22 protein-coding genes are annotated in these 21099 nt (G+C 45.3%); 12 read left to right on the top strand and 10 right to left on the bottom strand.

Annotated elements, in window-relative coordinates:
- Position 1: 1 nt before the first annotated feature.
- Positions 2-622 (bottom strand): DUF4296 domain-containing protein, encoded by a 621-nt coding sequence (locus IE165_RS08640; RefSeq protein WP_189626201.1) that lies wholly within the window; start codon positions 620-622, stop codon positions 2-4.
- Between the two features lie 141 nt (positions 623-763).
- Here IE165_RS08640 and IE165_RS08635 point away from each other — a divergent pair, with 141 nt between their 5' ends.
- The 7 genes from IE165_RS08635 (at position 764) to IE165_RS08605 (ending at position 7329) form a co-directional block, all read left to right on the top strand.
- Positions 764-1465 (top strand): YggS family pyridoxal phosphate-dependent enzyme, encoded by a 702-nt coding sequence (locus IE165_RS08635; protein ID WP_189626200.1) that lies wholly within the window; start codon positions 764-766, stop codon positions 1463-1465.
- Complete coding sequence (locus IE165_RS08630; RefSeq protein ID WP_189626199.1) at positions 1452-1898, top strand: GNAT family N-acetyltransferase; 447 nt, start codon at positions 1452-1454, stop codon at positions 1896-1898. The genes IE165_RS08635 and IE165_RS08630 overlap by 14 nt, the downstream gene beginning before the upstream one ends.
- Entirely contained in the window at positions 1871-2719 is an 849-nt protein-coding gene (locus IE165_RS08625) for a DUF3298 and DUF4163 domain-containing protein (protein WP_189626198.1), read from the top strand. Before IE165_RS08630 ends, IE165_RS08625 begins: the two co-directional genes overlap by 28 nt.
- A gap of 16 nt (positions 2720-2735) precedes the next feature.
- Positions 2736-4016, top strand: coding sequence for an aspartate kinase (locus IE165_RS08620; RefSeq protein ID WP_189626197.1), 1281 nt, complete (start codon positions 2736-2738; stop codon positions 4014-4016).
- Positions 4017-4027: 11 nt separating this feature from the next.
- Positions 4028-5215 (top strand): class I SAM-dependent methyltransferase, encoded by a 1188-nt coding sequence (locus tag IE165_RS08615; RefSeq protein ID WP_189626196.1) that lies wholly within the window; start codon positions 4028-4030, stop codon positions 5213-5215.
- 172 nt (positions 5216-5387) lie between these two features.
- Entirely contained in the window at positions 5388-6383 is a 996-nt protein-coding gene (locus tag IE165_RS08610) for an LLM class flavin-dependent oxidoreductase (RefSeq protein WP_189626195.1), read from the top strand.
- Positions 6384-6492: 109 nt separating this feature from the next.
- On the top strand, positions 6493-7329 hold the full coding sequence (locus IE165_RS08605) for a hypothetical protein (RefSeq protein WP_189626194.1): 837 nt from the start codon (positions 6493-6495) through the stop codon (positions 7327-7329).
- 22 nt (positions 7330-7351) lie between these two features.
- Here IE165_RS08605 and IE165_RS08600 read toward each other — a convergent pair whose 3' ends face one another.
- From IE165_RS08600 to IE165_RS08565, 8 genes are all read right to left on the bottom strand, one after another.
- Positions 7352-8419, bottom strand: a complete 1068-nt coding sequence (locus tag IE165_RS08600) for an acyl-CoA dehydrogenase family protein (protein ID WP_189626193.1) — start codon at positions 8417-8419, stop codon at positions 7352-7354.
- Complete coding sequence (gene pnuC / locus IE165_RS08595; protein ID WP_189626192.1) at positions 8409-9032, bottom strand: nicotinamide riboside transporter PnuC; 624 nt, start codon at positions 9030-9032, stop codon at positions 8409-8411. The genes IE165_RS08600 and pnuC overlap by 11 nt, the downstream gene beginning before the upstream one ends.
- A 379-nt stretch (positions 9033-9411) precedes the next feature.
- Positions 9412-9900, bottom strand: a complete 489-nt coding sequence (locus tag IE165_RS08590) for a DUF6691 family protein (protein ID WP_189626191.1) — start codon at positions 9898-9900, stop codon at positions 9412-9414.
- Between the two features lie 10 nt (positions 9901-9910).
- Positions 9911-10474, bottom strand: coding sequence for a YeeE/YedE family protein (locus tag IE165_RS08585; protein WP_189626190.1), 564 nt, complete (start codon positions 10472-10474; stop codon positions 9911-9913).
- Between the two features lie 105 nt (positions 10475-10579).
- On the bottom strand, positions 10580-11986 hold the full coding sequence (locus IE165_RS08580; RefSeq protein WP_189626189.1) for an MBL fold metallo-hydrolase: 1407 nt from the start codon (positions 11984-11986) through the stop codon (positions 10580-10582).
- Positions 11987-12151: 165 nt separating this feature from the next.
- On the bottom strand, positions 12152-12526 hold the full coding sequence (locus IE165_RS08575; protein WP_189626188.1) for a response regulator: 375 nt from the start codon (positions 12524-12526) through the stop codon (positions 12152-12154).
- A 468-nt stretch (positions 12527-12994) separates the two neighbouring features.
- Positions 12995-13378, bottom strand: coding sequence for a response regulator (locus IE165_RS08570; protein WP_189626187.1), 384 nt, complete (start codon positions 13376-13378; stop codon positions 12995-12997).
- A gap of 69 nt (positions 13379-13447) precedes the next feature.
- Complete coding sequence (locus IE165_RS08565; RefSeq protein ID WP_189626186.1) at positions 13448-14233, bottom strand: SDR family NAD(P)-dependent oxidoreductase; 786 nt, start codon at positions 14231-14233, stop codon at positions 13448-13450.
- Between the two features lie 409 nt (positions 14234-14642).
- On the opposite strand from IE165_RS08565, the gene IE165_RS08560 reads away from it, so the two are divergent.
- Together IE165_RS08560 and IE165_RS08555 are read left to right on the top strand one after the other, a co-directional pair.
- The gene (locus tag IE165_RS08560; protein WP_189626185.1) at positions 14643-15695 is read left to right on the top strand and encodes an AI-2E family transporter; all 1053 of its coding nucleotides are present in this window, start codon (positions 14643-14645) and stop codon (positions 15693-15695) included.
- A gap of 54 nt (positions 15696-15749) precedes the next feature.
- Positions 15750-16448, top strand: coding sequence for an ion channel (locus IE165_RS08555; RefSeq protein WP_189626184.1), 699 nt, complete (start codon positions 15750-15752; stop codon positions 16446-16448).
- Between the two features lie 16 nt (positions 16449-16464).
- On the opposite strand, the gene IE165_RS08550 is transcribed toward IE165_RS08555, so the two are convergent.
- Positions 16465-16791 (bottom strand): hypothetical protein, encoded by a 327-nt coding sequence (locus tag IE165_RS08550; RefSeq protein ID WP_189626183.1) that lies wholly within the window; start codon positions 16789-16791, stop codon positions 16465-16467.
- 771 nt (positions 16792-17562) lie between these two features.
- Between IE165_RS08550 and IE165_RS08545 the strand changes: the two genes are divergently transcribed.
- From IE165_RS08545 to IE165_RS08535, 3 genes are all read left to right on the top strand, one after another.
- Positions 17563-18855, top strand: a complete 1293-nt coding sequence (locus IE165_RS08545) for a DUF389 domain-containing protein (protein WP_189626182.1) — start codon at positions 17563-17565, stop codon at positions 18853-18855.
- A gap of 132 nt (positions 18856-18987) precedes the next feature.
- Positions 18988-20067 carry a baeRF3 domain-containing protein gene (locus tag IE165_RS08540; protein ID WP_189626181.1) on the top strand — a complete coding sequence of 360 codons (1080 nt, stop codon included), beginning with the start codon at positions 18988-18990 and terminating at the stop codon, positions 20065-20067.
- A gap of 158 nt (positions 20068-20225) precedes the next feature.
- Positions 20226-21062, top strand: a complete 837-nt coding sequence (locus tag IE165_RS08535) for an ion transporter (protein WP_189626180.1) — start codon at positions 20226-20228, stop codon at positions 21060-21062.
- Positions 21063-21099: the final 37 nt, after the last annotated feature.

Raw genomic sequence — 21099 nt, 5'->3', positions numbered from 1 at the left:
TTTACTTGGGCGCCACTTTGTGTTGAGGCACAGGGAGAAGTCGTTCTGTCGAACCCGATTTGGGCACCGTGGGCAACGCCTTCGGCACGGCATCGGCACCCGATATCGGTGCAGGGCGTTGCAGGTCGCTGCTTGGTAAAGGCACCGGTTCTGTTACGGGCACCTCCTCGTTCTGGAAAATATTCAAGTTTAGGCCCGCGCGGCGCATAAAATCGTTTCTGTAGGTGCGGTAGCTTAGCGGAATGCTATCCAGGTATACGTGCTGAATGAGCTGGTAAGCCTCATCGCGCAAACGCGTATAATACTGTACTTGGCGTATACTATCGCTTACCCGCGCGTTTTCCAACGAATCTTCCACCCGATAATCGCGATCCAAATCCGTTAATTTCTTATTGACGTCAACATATAGCTGCTTGGATGCAGATGGATCCTCAAAATAGTAGCTCAAATTTTTTGTAAATGCTGTTGAATCAATGCCATACCGACGAAAAATCTCTTCATACAGACCGTCGATCACCTTTCGCGAACTGTCTACGGGCAGCGTATTCAAATATCCATCCAACAAATGCACGTCTGCCATTAAATTGGCCATCTTCTTTTCTGATAAAATTCCATCTGGCATTGATTTTTTGCAGGAGATCAACAAAAAAAACGAAGACAATATGATAAGTAATAAGCGTTGCATTTCGTAAGTTTGTACAAATTTACAAAAACGCATCTGAATAACCACTTTTAAAGTTTTGAACGTATAAATTTGACGGAAATGAGTATTGCTGTACATATTGAGACCCTACAAAAAGAGCTAAACACGATGGGCGTCACCCTGGTGGCTGTCTCCAAAACAAAACCCAATGCGGATATTATGGAAGCCTACGAAGCCGGCCAACGTGTTTTTGGTGAAAATATGGTACAGGAGTTGCTCGAAAAACAGGAAGCCCTACCGAAAGATATTTCTTGGCATCTAATCGGACATTTGCAGACCAATAAAGTCAAGTATATCGCCCCTTTTGTTGCTATGATTGAATCGGTAGATTCCTTTAAACTGTTGAAGGAGATCAACAAACACGCTGCTAAACATCATCGGGTTATCGACTGCCTTTTGCAGGTTTACATTGCTGATGAAGACAGCAAATTCGGACTGGACCATGCCGAGCTTATCGAGCTGTTGCGCGACGAAGAGTTTGCGGCATTGCAACATGTGCGCATCCGTGGACTGATGGGTATTGCCACAAACACGGAAAACCAAAAAGTGATCAAAGAGGAATTCTATGAATTAAAGATGCTTTTTGACGGCATAAAAACCAGTTTTTACCGGGATGCACCGTCTTTCGACACCCTCTCGATGGGGATGTCTTCCGACTACAAATTGGCCATAGAGAACGGCAGCACCATGGTGCGTTTGGGAAGTACTATTTTTGGCAAACGTGTGGTCAAACATTTTAAACTAAAAGATGGTGATAATTAGAGCGGCACAGATGGACGATTGTCCCGCGATGCTGGAATTAATTCGAGAATTAGCGGAATATGAACGACAACCTCATGCCGTAACGGTTTCCATGGAAGAATTTGTCGATAGTGGTTTCGGTGATCACCCCGTTTGGGGAGCTTTTGTAGCCGAGCGCAACAGCCGAATCGTTGGTTTGGCCTTGTATTATATCCGATATTCAACGTGGAAGGGTCGACGTTTGTATCTGGAAGATCTGATCGTCACGGCGGATGAGCGCGGTGCAGGTATCGGAAAATTACTCTTGGATAGAACTATAGCCTTCGCACAACAACAGGGTTACAGCGGTATCATGTGGCAGGTGCTGGATTGGAATGCACCGGCCATCGCATTTTATAAGAAATACCAAGCAGATTTTGATAGTGAATGGGTAAATGTGTCCTTAAATTTTTAACAGAAGGCAAGAGTCGTCTGCTCTTGCTCGCGCTGGCCATCTTGATGGTTAGTGGATGTTTTTCTGATCGAAAATCGGAATCGGCGTCGCATGTAACAACCGAGCGAGCGCCAGCAGATACGTTACATTATGAGATAAAGCAATTTAAAGCCTTTAGCCCCTACCTTTCGGGAACGGAGATGGAGGTTGATTCCACCATATTTACCGCGCGCTACCCGGTATTCGAAGCAGAAATCAATGATCTAGTCCAACAGGCAATCTTTATCGATGGAGAAAGTAAGGTGGAACAAGTATCCGATAGCTTCCTTGGCGGATTTAACGAGTATGCCGAAGAGCAAATCGATGCCGGAAATGAAGCATTCCACACTTGGTTCAAACACCAAGATTCCAAAGTTATCCTAAATGAAGGAGGTATCTTGACACTGCAGACTGCTATCAACGACTATACAGGGGGAGCACACGGTATGGAAATTGAACTGTGGTTTTCTTTTGATGTGCCTGCGAAAAAACGGCTCGCTTTAACAGATTTGGTTGCCGATACAACACAGTTATTGCAGATCGCGGAACGCCGTTTCAAAAAAATGGAGAACTTGTCCGATACAGCTTCATATGGAAGCTCCTATTTTTTTGACAATGAAAACTTTGTGCTTCCAGAAAACTTCGGATTGACCAAAGATGGTTTACTGTTCCACTACAATCCGTATGAAATAAAATCGTACGCGGAGGGCCCGACAACGCTGGTCATACCCTATTCGGCACTGTTGGACGTCTTGACGGAAAAAGGACGCAAGTTGTTTGATGGACTATCGGATAAAACCTAACCTTATCATTCATTAAATGCAAGTATTTAAATTTGGAGGCGCATCGGTAAAAGATGCGGAGAGTATAAAAAATGTGGCGCACATCGTTGCAAACTATAAAAAAGATGAGTTGTTGGTCGTCGTTTCGGCTATGGGAAAAACCACCGATCGTCTGATGGAAGTTACACAGCACTACGTTGACCAAACCGGCGAAGCCTTTGCCCGATTGGATGCCGTCAAAGACTGGCACCATCACATACTGGCCAACCTTTTCGACAATCCTAATCATCCTATTTTCGACGAGATCGCCAACTGTTTTGTGGAAGTGGAATGGATATTGGAAGAAGAACCGCAGGATACCTACGATTACCTCTTCGATCAGATCGTATCTACCGGCGAACTTGCCTCGTCAAAAATTCTTGCAGCTTATGCCTTGCACAGCGGTATCGCCGCAAAATGGCTCGATGCTCGCGACTACATTTTCACGGATAATACCCACCGCGAAGCCGCTGTAGATTGGGAGAAAACTGAAGAAAAGATCCGTCGTGATCTTCCGACGATTTTAGACGAGCATGTCATCATCACGCAAGGGTTCATTGGCTCTACATCAGAAAACTTCACCACCACATTGGGACGTGAAGGATCAGATTATTCGGCTGCTATTTTTGCGTCTTGCCTAAACGCCGATGATATCACCATCTGGAAAGATGTCCCGGGCGTCTTGAACGCAGATCCCAAATGGTTTGACCATACCGAGCTGATACCCGAGCTTTCCTATACGGACGCTATTGAATTGACCTACTATGGTGCAACGGTTATCCACCCCAAAACCATAAAACCGCTGCAAAACAAAAAGATCGCCTTAAATGTGCGTTCGTTCTTGAATCCGGCAGAACCTGGAACCTATATCCGTAGCACGAACCAAGGCTTGCCTATACCCTCCTTTATCTTTAAGGTCAATCAGGTATTCATCAATATTCAGCCTCGCGATTTTTCCTTTATCGTGGAAGACAACCTGAGCCATATATTCAATCTCTTCCACCATAATCGTATCAAAATCAATATGATGCACAACAGTGCTATTAGTTTTTGTGTAAGTGTAGACGATACCGGAGCAAATATTGATACCTTGATGGAAGCGTTGGAAAAACGTTACAAGATTTCGGTAGAACGAGGATTAGAATTGATTACTATCCGCTATTTTAATCAAGAAACCATTGAACGTGTATTGATCAATAAGCAAATTGTTAGGGAGTTAAAAGATAGCTACACCTGTCAGTTGCTGGTCAAGAAATTGCCAGCAGTTGCTGCGTTATAAAACTGCCTAACGTGAACAAAGCAATTCTTCTTCAGCCTGTACAAGATTTCCTGCACCAATACCGGGACGCCAGCCCATCGGATATCGCCTTGCGCAAGAGTCCGTTTTCTGATGTACCATCCAGTGCTTTGGCGCAACAGATTGATGGGCGACAACGGGCAGCAAGAAAGATAGCACCCTGGACGTTGGTGGCAGGAATATACTATCCGGAGAAGCTTAGCCTTGAACAATGTTCATCGGAAGAGACGGGTCATTTCAAGGCATCATTAATCAGGCGTGGCACCAAGCTCATCGATCTCACGGGAGGCTTTGGGGTAGATAGCTTTTACTTTGCCTCTACCGCCGCCGAGGTGTCGTATTGCGAACGCAATAATGATTTAGCAGAAATTGTGGCGCACAATTTCCAAACATTGGGTCTGGAAAACATCGGTTGCCACCCGGGGGATGGGCTATCCTTGCTAAAGGCGAGCAACGAGCACTTTGATTATATTTATATAGACCCCTCACGCCGTGTGCAGCAGCAAAAGGTTTTCCGGCTACAGGATTGCGAACCGAACATCGTGGAGCATCAGACACTTTTCTTTTCGAAAGCGCGTTGCATCCTCAGCAAGCTGGCGCCCCTGCTGGATATTTCCTTGGCCTTGCAAACGTTGCAATATGTCAAGGCTGTATATGTGCTTAGCGTGCAGAACGACTGCAAGGAGCTACTTTTCTTGCAAGAGCAGGGTTATGAAGGCGACGTGCAGGTGCATGCTGTTCGCATACTGCCACAACGCCGACAGATCTTTAGCTTCAACTACGCGGAAGAGCAGGCAGCAGAATCGTCCTTAGGACCGTTAGGCGCATATCTTTACGACCCCGATGTAGCGCTTACGAAAGCGGGCGCTTTCAAAAGCTTAGGCAATAGATTCGGGCTGACCAAGCTGCATCCGCACACCCACCTGTATACGAGCGCAAGGCTTCAGGCCGACTTTCCGGGACGCCGCTTTCAGGTTATGGCAGTACATCCCCTGCGCTCCCTAAAAAAAGGAATCTGTATCCGCAAGGCGAATGTTATCACCAAAAATTTCCCGCTACGGGTAGAAGATATCCGCAAGAAATTCAAAATCGCCGATGGCGGCGAAGATTTTCTCTTCTTCTGCACCTTGCACAACGGGGAGCATGCCGCCATACACGCCCAGCGCCTGCCAGAAGAATAATAGCGCAATGTTCATCCCGCGCAAGCGGAACCTCGCTTGCCATGTTTCCTTAGCTAGCCCAGAAAACCGAGTCTGTAGTTAAAAAGTCGGTGAATTGTCAAGGTTCTTACGGTACGAGCTGGAATTACAATGGGATTACACATTGTTGCGGGGAAGCTTGTACTTTTAGGCTATGAACAACTTTAAACTCTCTGCGCTTGATCTGGCTACCGTATCCAAAGGCGATACTGTAAAGCAGGCCATTGACCGTAGCGTCGCAGGCGCACAATATATAGAGAAATTAGGCTATGAGCGTATTTGGTTTGCAGAGCACCATAACATGGAGCATATCGCAAGCTCGGCTACGGCCGTGTTGATTGGCCACGTGGCTTCAAAAACGAATACTATCCGCATAGGGTCTGGCGGCATTATGTTGCCCAACCATGCCCCGTTGGTTGTAGCCGAGCAGTTTGGCACGCTGGAGAGCCTATATCCAGGCAGAATCGACCTTGGCCTCGGCCGGGCTCCCGGCACCGATCAGGTTACTGCCATGGCGCTGCGCCGCAACAACATCAATACGGCCTTCTATTTCAAGGATGATATCCGTGCATTGCAACAGTATTTCGAGAACGATGACCCGACGGAGAAGGTACGTGCTTTTCCCGGCGAGGGCTTAGCTATTCCTTTATACATTTTAGGATCGAGCACAGATTCAGCACATCTGGCAGCAGAACTGGGATTGCCCTATGCTTTTGCGGCGCATTTTGCACCCGCTATGTTTGAGCAGGCGGCAGCCATATATCGCCGCGAGTTCAAGCCATCACGCCATTTGCAACATCCTTATTTTATCGCCTGCGTGAATATCATCGCCGCAGATACCACCCCAGAGGCAACATTCTTGTCGACCAGCTTATTCAATATGTTCGCGGGGATTTTAACCAATCATCGTCGCCCCTTGTCGCCCCCTACCGAAAAGGTAATTTATGACGGTATTCCTGAAATCGAGAAAGCGGTATACAACATGACCGCGTGCACCTTTATCGGCGATGCTCAGCGGGTTGCAGATGAGGTATCTGCATTTGCAAAAACATACCAAGTCGATGAAATCATGACCACAAACTATATCTTTGACAGTGCAAAACGACTCGATTCTTTTCGCATCATTCGCGATGCCTTGTTAGGGGCGTAACCGAACGGTAGGTAGCCTATCCGGCTATATAGCGTAGCTGTTGGTATTTCTACAAACAATGTAGCTCGCTATTCGTTAAGCAAGGGAGTATTTTCTTAGATCTTTGTGCATGAATATTATTTATCTACTTCTTGTTAGCTTTCTGCTGCTGATGTCTTGCCAACAAATCGGTTCAACGTCTAGGCAGCAACATGGAACCTTGTCGACTGATTCATTGGCGATTACGCATGACGAAGATGCTGCGGGAATGGCCACAGCTGATGCCGGAAAAACAAAGCAAACCAGTCGTGCTACCTTTATCGTGGGAAACAGCTGTTTGGTAGGAGCCCACCGATTATGGGAGTCTAGCGATGATCCAGAAATCTTACTCGAAGGAGAATGGCTTGATGTTTTTAAGGAGGGCAATACGATACGCATCGTACCGCTTCAATATAAGGTGACTGAAGGATTTGACGAATGTGCCGGGGTAAAAACGAAAGCTGTCGCTACACAGCATAAGAGCTTGATCTTGTTAAAACTTGGCGACATAAAAACCGGGAGCTATCCTGCTGTAGAAGCTGCCGAACACACATTTTGGCCGAATGAGAAGCGGGAATTTACCTTTGCTGGACAAACCTATAGCATGGCTGGCAGCGGTAATATAAACGAGTCCTACACCGTCAGTGGGGAGGATGGAAAAGAGGAGCTATTTCATGTGGTGTCTGATTACAGCCTGACGATGACGGATCCAACAGGTCGAACATTTACGTTGGTATCGGAAGAGTCCTTCCAAGATACGTTTATTAAAATTCTTTTCGTCGGTGATCTGGACGGGGATGATCGTCCAGATTTTCTGATCTCCGTGCCTCGCGGTTATGAGGAAGAGCGCGTGCTGTGGATTCCTTCGCGCCATATGACGGAAAATGGTCTAAAAGTTTACGAGGCGACTCGCCAGTTCGACTGCTAACGCCCGCTACGACCGGGCTTTTTTAAATCTCGCTGTTCAACAGGCTATGTTGCGCGGCAGTAAATAGATGCCTGAAAACGATGTTCAACTCACTATCCTGTTGGGCGCCTGTTATGCCGGCATAGGAGAATAGCGCTGCCGTATCTTGTTTGATTTGCTGAACCATTTGTCGAGAGCACAACGAGATCTCGTCTAGAAGTCGCTCGTCGGGATGGGGTTGGCCCCAAGTCGCGTCAATCAACCCATACAATTGGCTGGACAAATCCGCCTGATTAGAACGCGATCGATCTACTTTTTTAAACTTCTCTTTTCCCATTGATGCATCCCAAGACGGCTCCGCAGCTTTAACGAACAGACAGCGCTCGAGCACATCAAGAAAGCGGCGAAACATTCCGCTGTAATTTACCGCCAAGGTACATGCTGCGAAAGTCATGAAAGGATAATAATACAGTGGCGCTTCGTGCTGTCGGCTCTCCGGGATGAGATCAAATGCCCTATTTTCAGGCAAGAACACTTTCGCTACGGAAAAGCTATGGCTTGCCGTACAGGCCAAGCCAAAGGTATTCCAGTCGTAGTGGATTAGCACGTCATCACGATCGATAAAAAAAGAACGATATACAGGATTTCCAGCGGCGTCGCAAACTTGCTTTCCCTCTTCATATATCCAGGCATTAACCGTAAAATGGCTTAAGTGTGGCGCCCCTGTCGCATACATCCAAGATCCGCTTAGCAAATAGCCATCTGCCAGCACATCAGCACGGCCCGACGGCTTGCCGCTACCACCCCAGCAAACAGTGCGGCGGCTAAAAATGCTTTCTGCCAGTTTCGGATCCAAGAAACCAGCAAACATGTTTGCTCCGGCACACAACGTAACGGTCCACCCAAAGCCCCCATCCACATAAGCTAGCTCTTCCAAAAGGGCGCAACCTTCGGCAAGCCCCGCTCCCAAACCTCCATAATCTTTGGGAACCCAAAGATTAAACCATTTGTTGTCGTACACTAGGTTTAACATACTATTTGTCAGCTTCCTATCCGCAATGGATAGCGCAACATCATCTTGGATGAGATCGGCAAATTCTTTACGCAACATACGCGGGACGATTGGATTGTTTTTTCATCATGGCACGCCAGTTTAGGTAACCCACAATGGCAACAATAAAGAGAAAAATTGTTAGACAGGCAAAGAGATATAGCTCCTTGTAGAACAAAAGCGGAATCGCAATAAAATTACTGATATTCAATAGTATCCAATTTTCGATCTTGCGTTTTGCCAAGAGCCACATGCCGGCCCACGCCGTACTGGAAACAATAGCATCGAACACGGGCACATCAGAATCCGTCAAATACCGGAGAAAAAGAAAAAGAGCAATATAACCCAGCCCTACAATTGCCCAAACGACACGCCACTCGCTTGTGGAACAACGCGTAATGGCTACCTCTGCATGCTGGAAGCGATATTTCCAATACCATAATCCATACACACTCATCACGAAGTAGTAAACATGCAATAAGATCTCTGCGTAAAGACGTGCCTGAAACAACACGGAAATGGTTAAAATAATGGATACGATCCCGAAAAAGTAATTCGATATCTTATTTCTACTGGACAATATCACCTGCACCACGCTGAAGCCGACAGCAAAACGCTCGGTCCAAGATGTTGCCGCTAAAGCGGCGCTAACCTGCTCTGTAAATTCTGTCATTTGTAAACAGCCTTATATCTTACATATATGGAAAATGTGGTGCGCACAGCAAGCAGCAAGAAAGGTAGGTATCCCTACGCCAGCATTACCTGGATCAGGTTCCTCTCGTATGGTGATACGAGAATGGGTATGTTCTCAGCACGTTCGTGCACCCCTATCTTCGATAGCAAATGTAGGTAAAGCGGTTGAAAAGCCAAACGGTTAATGGAAAAAAGATGAAAGACAACCGTGTATAAAATAGATGAAACCATTATGATTCATCTATTTTTTCAGCAAAACTTATTCCGATTGCAAGGAGGCCAATATGAAGCTTCAGATCGTATACCTTAAGTAAGTGCCCATTACCATGGTCAAAGTTTTCAGTGCATGAGGATCGATACTAGTGAGGCAATTTTTCCCGTAGCCGGCCGTAAACCCATGTGCCAGCTATAGCACTGCATAGTGTAACAACAATCACCGTAGCGCCCGTCCCTATCTGTGCGAAAAGTGGCCCCGGGCATGCACCGGTCATCGCCCACCCTAAACCAAAAATCAGGCCGCCATAAATCTGTCCTTTGTTAAATTTCTTTGGCGAAATCTTTATCGGTTCGCCATCAAGCGTTTTTATCTGAAACTTCTTGATCAAAAACACCGAGATCATGGCGGTCATGATAGCACTCCCGATAATGCCATACATATGAAAGGATTGCAGACGAAACATTTCCTGGATCCGAAACCAGCTGATTACTTCTGCTTTCACGAAAACAATACCGAACATTATGCCAACAATAAGGTATTTACTATATGGATACCACGCTTTACTACCTTTTTCGATTGTACCGCCCTCGCGTGCCTGCAAGTTATCTCGTACATTTGCTGCTCTTTGCATACTTTTTGGTTTATAAGGAAAGGATGAATGGAAGGATAAGGTTAGCCATAGCGAAGCCACCGATCATAAAAGAAATGGTTGCAATGAGCGAGGGCCATTGTAAATTGGACAAACCCATAATGGCGTGACCACTGGTGCAGCCACCTGCGTAGCGTGTACCAAAGCCTACAAAAAAACCACCGACTACCATAAGAATAACACCTTTTACGGTAAATAAGGAGGACCAGTTCATCAAGTCCATGGGCACTAGATTACTATAATCGTTGATGCCATAGCCTGCTAACTCCTGCATTAGTTTAGGATTGACGGTTACGGGCGCTTCGTTCGGAAATAAGCGTACTGCGATAGCGCCCCCCAAAAATATTCCTAACACGAAAAACAAGTTCCACACCTCCTTTTTCCAATCGTATTTAAAGAATGGTATATCAGCGGGGATACACGATGCACAAATATGTCGGAGCGATGAACTGATACCAAACGATTTGTTGCCAATCAGCAAAAGTATTGGCACGGTAAGTCCTATCAAAGGGCCGGCGATGTACCACGGCCACGGTTCTTTTAGTAATGCGATCATAGCAATTTCTTTTTTCTATTAGCCTTTGTCTTTCCTGGTGTTTGTTGTAGCGCAATAGGCCGCGCCTTGAGGTCGCTTGGCGGCGTACCGCATCACCTGCGTGCCTTACTCGCTGCCTTTGCCTGCAGCAATCTTCCCTCCTGCTGCAATCCAAGCCTGCATCCCACCGGAAAAATTTTTGACCTGTTCAAATCCATTTTTTATCAAAATAGAATAGGCTATGGATGCACGGTCACCAGACTGACAGTGAATAACGACTTGTTGCTCTCTGCTTATCTTGTCGAGATTTTCGGTAAGCGTACCGAGAAATACATGCTGCGCACCGGGGATGTGCCCTTTCTCATATTCCGACGCGCTGCGCACATCGACAATCTGCGCATCCTTCCGTCCGATATAGGCGTAAAACTCCTCCAAGGACACGGTATCGACTTGTTGTAGATCTAGCCCCAAATCGTTTACATGAGCAATATAGCCATATACATCGTCTAGGCCGACACGCATAAGTTTTCGGGTTAGATCGTCCATTTGACCTTCATCAGCTATCAAAATAAAGGGCTCTTCGTAATTGAGCAACCAACCACACCAAGTTGCAAAAGAATTGTTGCCCTGGATATTGATGCTGCCAGGAATAAAGGCTTTCGCAAAATCCACTTTATTTCGGGTATCTATAACAGCGATACCATCCTTGTAAGCAGAAAGAAAAGCTTCTTTGTCCAGCTTCGGATGTTCAGGAACGTCGACCAACAGTGGACGTTCTACCCTATTAAGATGCTTCATCGTTGCAAAATACTTCGGTGGCTCGGGTTGATCGGCCAGTAAATACGCGATGAAGCCCTGTTCGTCGCCGGCATATTGAAAGGCCCAATTGCGAATTTTTTCATAGCCTACTGTAGAGCTTGCCACAGCACCCAACGCCTTTCCACATGCCGAACCGGCACCGTGCCCAGACCACACTTGCACGTATTCAGGTAGTGAGGTGAACTTTCTTAGGGACTGGTACATCTGCTCTGCCCCGATGAGCTTGGTTCCTGCTATGCCTGCGGCTTCCTCCAATAGATCCGGACGCCCCACGTCCCCTACAAAAACAAAGTCTCCCGTAAAAACCATTACCGGCTTATCCGTCGCGGGGTGGTCGGTCAGTAGAAAGCTGATGCTTTCGGGTGTATGGCCCGGTGTATGCAAGACCTGTAGACTGAGATTTCCGATTTGAATGGTATCTCCATCTTTCAAGCTTTTATGTGGGAATTGGTATTGCCAGTCTGGGCCACCTTCATCGGAGAGGTAAAGTGCAGCGCCAGTCGCCGCAGCCAGCTCTCTCGAGCCGCAGAGAAAATCGGCATGAATGTGCGTTTCTGCAATGTGGGTTATACGTAAATTGTTTTGCTTTGCGATGTGTAGGTATACATCGATATCACGCTGCGCATCAATCACTAGTGCCTCGCCGCTTTTCTGACAGCCAATGACGTAGCTGCTTTGAGCGAGCGTCTTATCAAATACATGTTGAAAAAACATATTCTCTTGTTTTTTAATTGCTATTTCTTCCTGTTACCAGCAAATTTCCGGAACTTATTTTTAATATACGGCAACTTTTGTTACATAAGCATTAAAAAATATGTCTTTTTTCGGATTATTGCCCTAGCCTTCTTCATCGCACCCTCGACTAGCCGGGAAACCATGCTAAATAATTTTTATTCCGGGACCTTCATCAATAGCATGCAACACATCATCCAGATCAAAAGGTTTGGCAATAAACCTGTCTGCACCCGCTTCTGTGGCCACGGCTTTACCGTCTCTGCTAGCCGAAATGCATATCACATATACGTCCCTCAATAGAGGGTTGCCCTTAATGTTTTTTATCAATAGATCGCCAGAAACTACAGGCATCCACAGGTCAACGATCACGACATCGGGCATTAGCCTCACAATCGCATCGTAGGCCAATACACTATTATTCTCGACCACGACATCAACATCCGAAAGCTGAAAAATCATCTGCAGCATATCCGTTATACCGCGGTCATCATCACATATAAAAATCTTCTTCCTTTTCATCTATCCTTAAATAAAATATCCTAAAGACCGCTGTTTTGCATGGCGATTTGTATGGTATGGACGCATTGCAGCTGAACAGGTTTAATGTTATGCCAAACAAATCGAGAACGCCAACAGCAAAAATACCTTCACCTGTATTAAATGCATCCTAATCAGTCCACTAAAAAAGCGATCGATAAGCAAGTATCGACCGCTCAGAGCTTTACCTCAGATTCCGCTATAGCGCTGCCAACCAAAGATCCAACTCACAATCGGTTTTTCCGGTGTTCTTTATCAGCCCGTTAAGTGGCAGGTTTTGCTCACTTCGCGCAAGCAACGGCTATAAGCAGTTAACGCTGTGTCTGGTTGCTTCAACATCTTGTTGACTTCGCTACAATCTTGCGTCCAACACGATCTATCCATGTGGCTCGTTTTTCTTAACCGGCTAGATAACAATGTATAACCTAGAGTGCCCTTAAAAACAATGCACTACCTTTTGACATCATTTTTCGCGAACAGCACGGAATCCAATATGGCGGCCAACTGCTCCATTTCGAATGGTTTGTGCATAACCATATTCGCTCCAGAATCGAGCGCAATCTCTCTTCCGCGATCATTTGCCGTGAGGCATAATATGAAGGTATTCTTCAACTGGCGGTCGCGTCGGATGGCTTGGATGAGCATGTCTCCGGAAACGATGGGCATTTGCAGATCGGTGATAATAGCGTGGGGTTTATATAAAGACAATTTCCCAAATGCCAAAACACTTTTGGTTTCCACCAATACCTCAAAACCTTCGTCCTCCAGCACAGTTTTTAGCACATCAGCAATTGCCAGGTCATCTTCACAAATAAAAATCTTTCTCTTTTCCATCCTCGGTCAATCCTGTTTCTTACGCATCAGTTTTGCGGTCAACATTTCTTTCGTTATCCTGAAGTTCCATTAAAAAGTATCGCCTTCCGGAGCTGGGCTTGTTGCTGTCCAACCACCGTCCACAATCAGATTTTGTCCAGTAATATGGCGTGCATTTTTAGAAAGCAAAAAAGCCGTGGCATGTGCAATATCCCTCGGATCCGCGGTTTGCCCCAATGGCGTAACCTCAGACCACGCTTCCTCATATTCGCTATCCTCCGTTGTCCGCTCGGTCGAGGTAGCACCCGGGGACACGCTGTTTATCCGTATGGCATAGGGCGAGAGCTCGATAACCAAATTTTTTGCCAACATCGTTATCGCCGCCTTTGTCATTGCATAGGTACTCAAATTGCGGTTCGCTTGCTCGCCATTGACCGAAGACATCAGCACAATACTGCCGGCGCATTTATCTGCACGCATTTGCTTTGCAACGGCCTGAACAAAGAAATAGGTGCCTTTTAGGTTTACGTCCAACGTACGCTGAAAATCTTCCAAAGGATAGCTAAAGAAATCTCCAGGTGTCGTAATTCCTGTATTGGCAACAGCCAATGTCACTTTGCCAAATGCTGATTTTGCCGTTTCAACCAATTTTTGAATAAGCGTTAAATCGGATGAATCTCCCGGTACACCTACGCAGCTTCCTTCGATTATTGTATTTAATTTTTTGACGGCTTTCTCATTAGACTCATCATGAAGACTATTCACCACCACCTTCGCGCCATGCTCAACCAGTAAACGCGCTATTTCAAAACCTATGCCCTCGCCCGCGCCGGTAACAATGGCCACATGGCCGCGGAACATTTTTTCGCTAATCATATTTTTATATACTTAAATTATTTACATCGATTCTTATCTATAGTCGGGTGATCTTATCCGGCAAGCTTGCCATGCCACATCTCTCCCTATGAACAACAAAGTAGACCGTATGTTTGACGATTTTTAATTTAAACGACTACATTGCAAAGTTCATACCGAAAAGCACATTGGAGATCGCATATGCCCGCAAATGATAGATAGGCATAATCCCTTCCGCATCCTTTATGCAACTTTTTAACGAAAATATAAGACTTGAAAAGAAAAAAATAAAAACATTTGGCTAGGTAATTTGTTAATTTACGAAATGAAAAGCGTGTGCAATCCGACATATCTGTTACATTTTATTACTTTACGACTCCGAATAGCGAGTACCCTTCCACATGCGTATTAACGTTTAACATCCATAGCAATGACAAAAAAAGCATCCTTAGTAGGATTTAACCAATTTCTATATTTCTTAATTGCATTGTTCGGCATCATGTACTTGGGGCGATCTTTTTTGATCCCCTTGGCCATTGGCTGCTTATTTGCCATGCTGTTAATACCGGCCTGCCGCTGGCTAGAGCGGCGTAAGTTTTCAAGGTTTGCGGCGGCCGCGGCCTGTGTGTTTTCCTTGGTGCTCGTATTGATCGGTGTATTGACGTTGTTAACGCAACAGATTGTCTCCTTGAACAACGATCTGTCCAACTTACACGAGCATTTCTACGGTTTTGCTTCGTCGGTACAAGACCAAGTGGAAGAAACGTTTGGTATCGCAAAAGACGAACAAAAAGCGTATCTCGCAGACCAGATGGACAAAGTAGCCGAAGTAGTCGGTTCCTACGCCGCATTTTTTGTCGCGCAATTCGGATCATTTTTGGTGCATCTCGTCATCATCATAACCTACACATTGCTGTTATTAGTCTACCGCGGCCGCATCAAAAATTTTGTATTGAAGCTGGTGGAAAAACATACCGGACAGGGGCAGTCGGATCATACCCGCAAAGTGGTGCATGAGGTGGCCAATGTATCCAATGCGTATGTGGCGGGCGTGTTCTATGTAGTAGCTATACTTTCCGTGTGCAATACAGTCGCGTTATATGCCATTGGTGTAGAACATGCCGTATTGTTCGGCATATTGGCTGGTCTATTGAATATCATACCCTACTTAGGTTCTTTAGTCGGTAGTTTAATACCCGTAATCTATGTCCTGCTTACAAAAGATGCTTTTTCATACGCCATTATCGTGGGCGGATATTTTTTGCTGATACAGCAGGTCGAGAGCTACGTGCTGACGCCAAATATCACGGGCGGAAAGATCAAGCTAAGCCCGCTCTTCACCATATTGATTGTGCTTTTTGGCAACTTGATCTGGGGCATTGCCGGTATGGTGCTATTTGTTCCTTTGCTTGGTATAGCAAAGGTCATCTTTGACCATGTCCCACAGCTGGAGCCATATGGCTATTTGATCGCAAAAAAATAACGTTGTATGGTGGCCGCCTACCAAAACGCAGTGCGATTTTAACAGTATAATGAAATGAAAGTGCGTAAATATTTCAGTAGATTTCGAACGTTCTGGTTAGAAGACCTTAGCTTTGTGGTGCTATTGATCATGCTGTTTCTGATTGTTTTCATTATCCCGATCGTGATGGAAAATAGCGAACACGGTATCTTGTTGTTCAATATGATCCTGCTCAGCTTATTCTTTTCGGGAATATTTTCCACACCAAACAAAAAGCTGATTTTTGCTTCCAGTACCCTGTTTGTCGTACACTGCGTTTTAAGATTGGTGCGTTATACCGACAATCCCTACTCGTTCTATGCAGAAGAGAATATCGTCGCCGTATTAAATGCAATCGTATTTATTATCATCAATCTAAATCTTTTGTTTAGAAATGACAGTGTGAACATCTACCGGATCATTGGCGCGATTAACGTATATCTATTATTCGCTTTGGTGGGAGCATTTTCACTAGAAATCATCAATGCGTTAACGGGCGTTTCTATCGCGGGTGATATCGAACTCACCGGACAGGATCAAGACTACATACATTTCATTTACTTCAGTATTGTATCGCTGACGACGGTGGGGTATGGCGATATACACCCGGTATCGGTCACGGCCAAGATGTTGTCGGTATTTATGTCCACGGTGGGTATTCTGTTCCCTGCCGTGGTCATAGCGAGGCTCGTCGGTATGAGCTATGCTTCGAAAGACGGTCAGCCGTCCGCCTGATACCAGCATTTCCTCGCTAAACATCAGACTGCTTAATCGACAGGCGTTGTTGCGCAGGTCGGTTGAAAAACAAGAAAAATACCAACGCCCCTACCATGTAGCATGCTACATCCAACCAATCGCTCGTAAAGCGGTCGTTCAACACAGGAAAGCACCATTCGGCGATAAACGAAACGAGTAGACAAAGTACCACGATGGTGCGCCAAGTCAGGACATCGTGCAATGGCTTCCCGAACAACAGCCTTCGCTCCCAAAGGTAAACGTGCAAAAAAATAGGCATCAGCAGCAGCGGATCAAGATAATGGTCGAGCAGCCAAATGTGTACATCAAAAAATTTATCCATCAGCTGGTGCGTAAGGAAAAGAGCGCCAGCTACGAGAAACCAAGGACGAAGAATGGATGTCCAGTAACTCCTCAAAGCACAAGGAAAAAAATAAGGCCAAAGATGATAATCGCTACAGGCGATACAGCGATCGCAAATAAAATGACGGGGATTTTCAGCAAGCTTTTGAAGATTTGTTGGCCTAAGCTATCAGCAGGATCGGGCTTAAGCCAATTGATAAACTTATGAAACATTTTCCTTACCCAAGCAAGTAGCTGTTTTCTAGTGGACTTCAGATCTTTTCCCATAGTCAGTAACCGATTTGTTGTTAAATTATATAACAAGTCAGGAAAAGAACTGTTTTTAAGTTTTGGAGCGACAAGGGCATTTTTGTGGTTAGCAGACGTTAAATAAGGTTTTAATCAAAAAAATTAATGCGATTTTAATGTATCGATTCCTGTATAGCTGACCAGCGAAAGCTTGGCTCTATCATCAGTCGCTCTATGGGGCCGCGTCATAACCATCCGACAAAAGTTAAATTTATTATCTTTATCACAGGGTATGGCTCGATTTATGCACCACTGCAAAAAACATACAGACTTTGCTACACGGGCTATCGTATGCTTACGAAGAGCAAACAACTTCGATAAGTAGCCACGGTAGTTGGGCTTGTTAAGGAGTAAACAAAGCGACAAGAATAGAATAGCTAGGCACGGTGATATTTTTGGATTTCCCACATTGGACTTCAGACTTGCGCGATCCGAAAGAAATAAAAAAAACCGAACATAGAATATGAATAAACTACTTGGATTTTTTGACCTTCACCAGGGTGAGGAGAAGAAAGAGAGCGTACTGCAAAATGTGATTGAGAACATCTCCTTTCGCGGCTCCAATGCTTGGATATTGGCCTGCGCGATCGTGGTAGCATCGGTGGGGCTAAACGTAAACTCGACGGCTGTCATTATCGGCGCCATGCTTATTTCGCCTCTAATGGGGCCAATACTGGGCGCAGGATTCGCGTTGGGGACTTTTGATTTTCCTTTATTAAAAAAATCGCTCAAAAACCTACTTATCGCTACGGTAATCAGCTTGGTTGTTTCTTTCTTCTACTTTCTGTTAAGCCCCTTCAAAGAGGCACAATCTGAGCTACTGGCCCGAACATCGCCGAACATCTACGATGTTATCATAGCCTTTTTCGGAGGTACAGTGGGTGTAATTGCGATCACGCGTGTCAATAAAGGCAATCCCATTCCAGGGGTAGCTATCGCGACAGCACTGATGCCACCGCTGTGTACGGCGGGATACGGACTGGCGATAGGTAATTTAACGTATTTTGCGGGTGCTATTTTTCTGTACCTAATCAATTGCGTGTTCATATGCTTGGCCACATTCACTATTGTTAAATATCTCCGTTATCCAAAAGTACATTACCTCGACAAGAAGAAGGAGAAAAGAATTAGCCAAAGTATCACTTTTATCACCATTGCACTAATTGTACCCAGTATATATTTTGCATACAACCTACACCAGGAGCGTAAATACAATAATCAAGTTAGGCAATTCGTTCAAAGTGAATTATCGGACAAGGGCTATACCGTGGTATACCAAAAATTGCAATTCAACAGTCGACCAAGAAAATTGGAGCTCGCCTTTCTTTCCAAAAAATTATCAGACAAAGAAATACAGCATTTGGAGGATGCTATGGCAGGATTTGGTATAAACAATACAGAGTTATTGATCCGTCAGGACACCGTAGATCTACAAAGCAGCATTATGAGTGAAATAGATCGTCGATCCGTCGCTATGAACGAAAAGGATGTGACAATACGCGCCTTGAGCAACAAGATTGCGCAATACGAGTTGGCCACGCCCGAGTTAGACCGTGATATCGGGGTACTCTTCCCACAGATCACCTCCTATAGCATTGGACGTCAACAATATTACGCGGACCGGGACAGCATCGTTAATAACATCGGATTTATATATGCGGCAACCGATTCCTTAGTCAATTCGGATGCACGGAAACTGAGGCTATGGCTATCCAATCACTTCCCCGGAGATAGTGTACTGGTGATCAGACGGTAGAAAAGCAAGATCAAAGGAAAATATCTTTCGGAAATTAGAAAAAAAAGAAATAGTTGTTGATTAATTCAATATTTGCCCAATTTTTGCATGGTTAATAGTTGTAAACTTATTTGAAAATTTAATACCACTATTATGATCAGTAAAAACGAATTAAAGCGGTTAGCCGAGGCAAAAGGTGCACCATGCGTGACCATTTCCCTCAATACCCATCGCTCACATCCCGAAAATCTTAAGGACGAAATAACGCTGAAAAATTTTGTGAAGGAAGCCAAAGAACGGGTGGTAGCGGAATTCGGCAAAAAAACAACAGCGGATCTATTGGATAAGTTGGATCAGGTAAGCGGGCAAGTCCATCGCGATTACAACCTAGACAGCCTACATGTTTTTGTTTCTAATGATACCATGGAGATCGTGCAGTCTATTTGGACAACACGTCTAGAAGGCGTACAGATCAGTGAGCATTTTGCCCTGCGACCTTTGATAAAGATGTACGTACAAGAGCAAGACTATATGATCATGACCCTTACACAAGGTGGAGTAAATCTATATCTAGCGCAGAACGACCATATTGAAAGCGAGGTGATCAACGATGATTTCCCGTTGTCCGAAAATCCACATTATCTAACCAACGCCGAGCAAGCCAGTGATGGTAAACGCGTGGATAATATGGTTAAGGAATACTTCAACAAGGTGGACAAAGCGCTGGGTAAGATGGCGAATGACAATGGGCTGTCTTGCGTTGTGATCTGTACGGAAGATAATTACAGCAAACTTATGCAAGTTGCCGACCATCCCGCACGTTACATGGGCTATACGCAAATCGATTACAACAACCTATCGAAACATCAAATCGCTTCACAGGCTTGGAAGTTCATGTTGGATATCCGCCGCGAGCGGGAACAGCAAGCTGTCGAGGAGCTACATGCTGCTACGGGTGCCGGGTTGCTTTTTACCGATTTGCAAGAGATATTCCAAGCGTCCATGGATGGTCGAGCTGATTTATTGGTAGTTGAAAGCGACTTTTCCCAAAGCGTGGTCATGGCGGATGATCGATCCTTTTCGCTCGTTGAGGATGCTACGGCAGCGGGTGCAATTGATGATATTGTCAGTGTAATTGCCTGGCAGGTGCTGTCGCAAAATGGTCGGGTTGTTTTTGCACAGGAAAACAGCTTAGGGTCTTTGGGTAAAATAGCCCTCAAAACGCGCTATTAATAATCAACCGGCGCCATACGCGAGTGATGGTCTGCAGACCATCACTCGCGTATGGCGCCAAGATGTCTCCCTGCTTGCTGAGTGGCATAGATCGCCGACCGAAAAAAAGGTCGGCGATTACCGGTTAAATAGCCACTTTCCGTAAGATTATCAGTTGCATGATGAAAAAGAAAAAAAGTGATGTCTTCAAAAGAAAATTATACCGTATAATTTTCCGCTCGGACACGCCACTTGGCAAATATTTTGACATTGCATTACTTGTACTGATTGTCGTTAGTATTGTTTCGGTATTCATGGAAAGCATATCAGAAATTAGAGCGAGGTACATGCCATATATACAGGTTTTGGAATGGGGCTTAACGATTTGCTTTACTATAGAATATGCGCTACGTATATATTGTGTACGAAAGCCAATGCGTTACATCAAAAGTTTCTATGGGGTAATCGACCTGCTATCTATTTTGCCGACATACACGAGCGTTATCATTGCTGGCACGCAGTATTTGGTTGTTATCCGCGCATTGAGGCTTCTTCGTGTATTTAGGGTCCTCAAACTGACTCGTTACCTATCTGAAGGCAATATATTACGCACGGCCTTACGGGCAAGCTTCCATAAAATTACCGTATTTTTGGCATCCGTCATTACATTGGTTACGATTGTAGGTACCATCATGTATGTGGTGGAAGGCGAGCAAAACGGCTTTAACAATATCCCCACATCCATATACTGGGCGATCGTCACGATCACTACGGTCGGTTATGGAGACCTTTCCCCACAGACCAGCATCGGACAGTTGTTCGCGAGCATCTTGATGATCATTGGATATGGAATCATCGCGGTTCCGACAGGGATAGTTTCAGTAGAAATGGCAAAAGCATCGGAGAATGAAAAACCTCGATGCCGGCGTTGTCAGGATAAAATAGATAAACCAAATGCCCGATTCTGTGCAAACTGCGGCATGCTGTTGCAAGCCAAAAACCAACCAGACGTATAACATAGGACGCTTACGTACTGTCGCTAAAATGGATGCA

The organism is Sphingobacterium griseoflavum (assembly GCF_014653155.1).
Classification (GTDB): domain Bacteria; phylum Bacteroidota; class Bacteroidia; order Sphingobacteriales; family Sphingobacteriaceae; genus Sphingobacterium; species Sphingobacterium griseoflavum.
The sequence above is the reverse complement of the archived record's forward strand: the minus strand, read 5'-3'. Positions and strand labels throughout refer to the sequence as shown.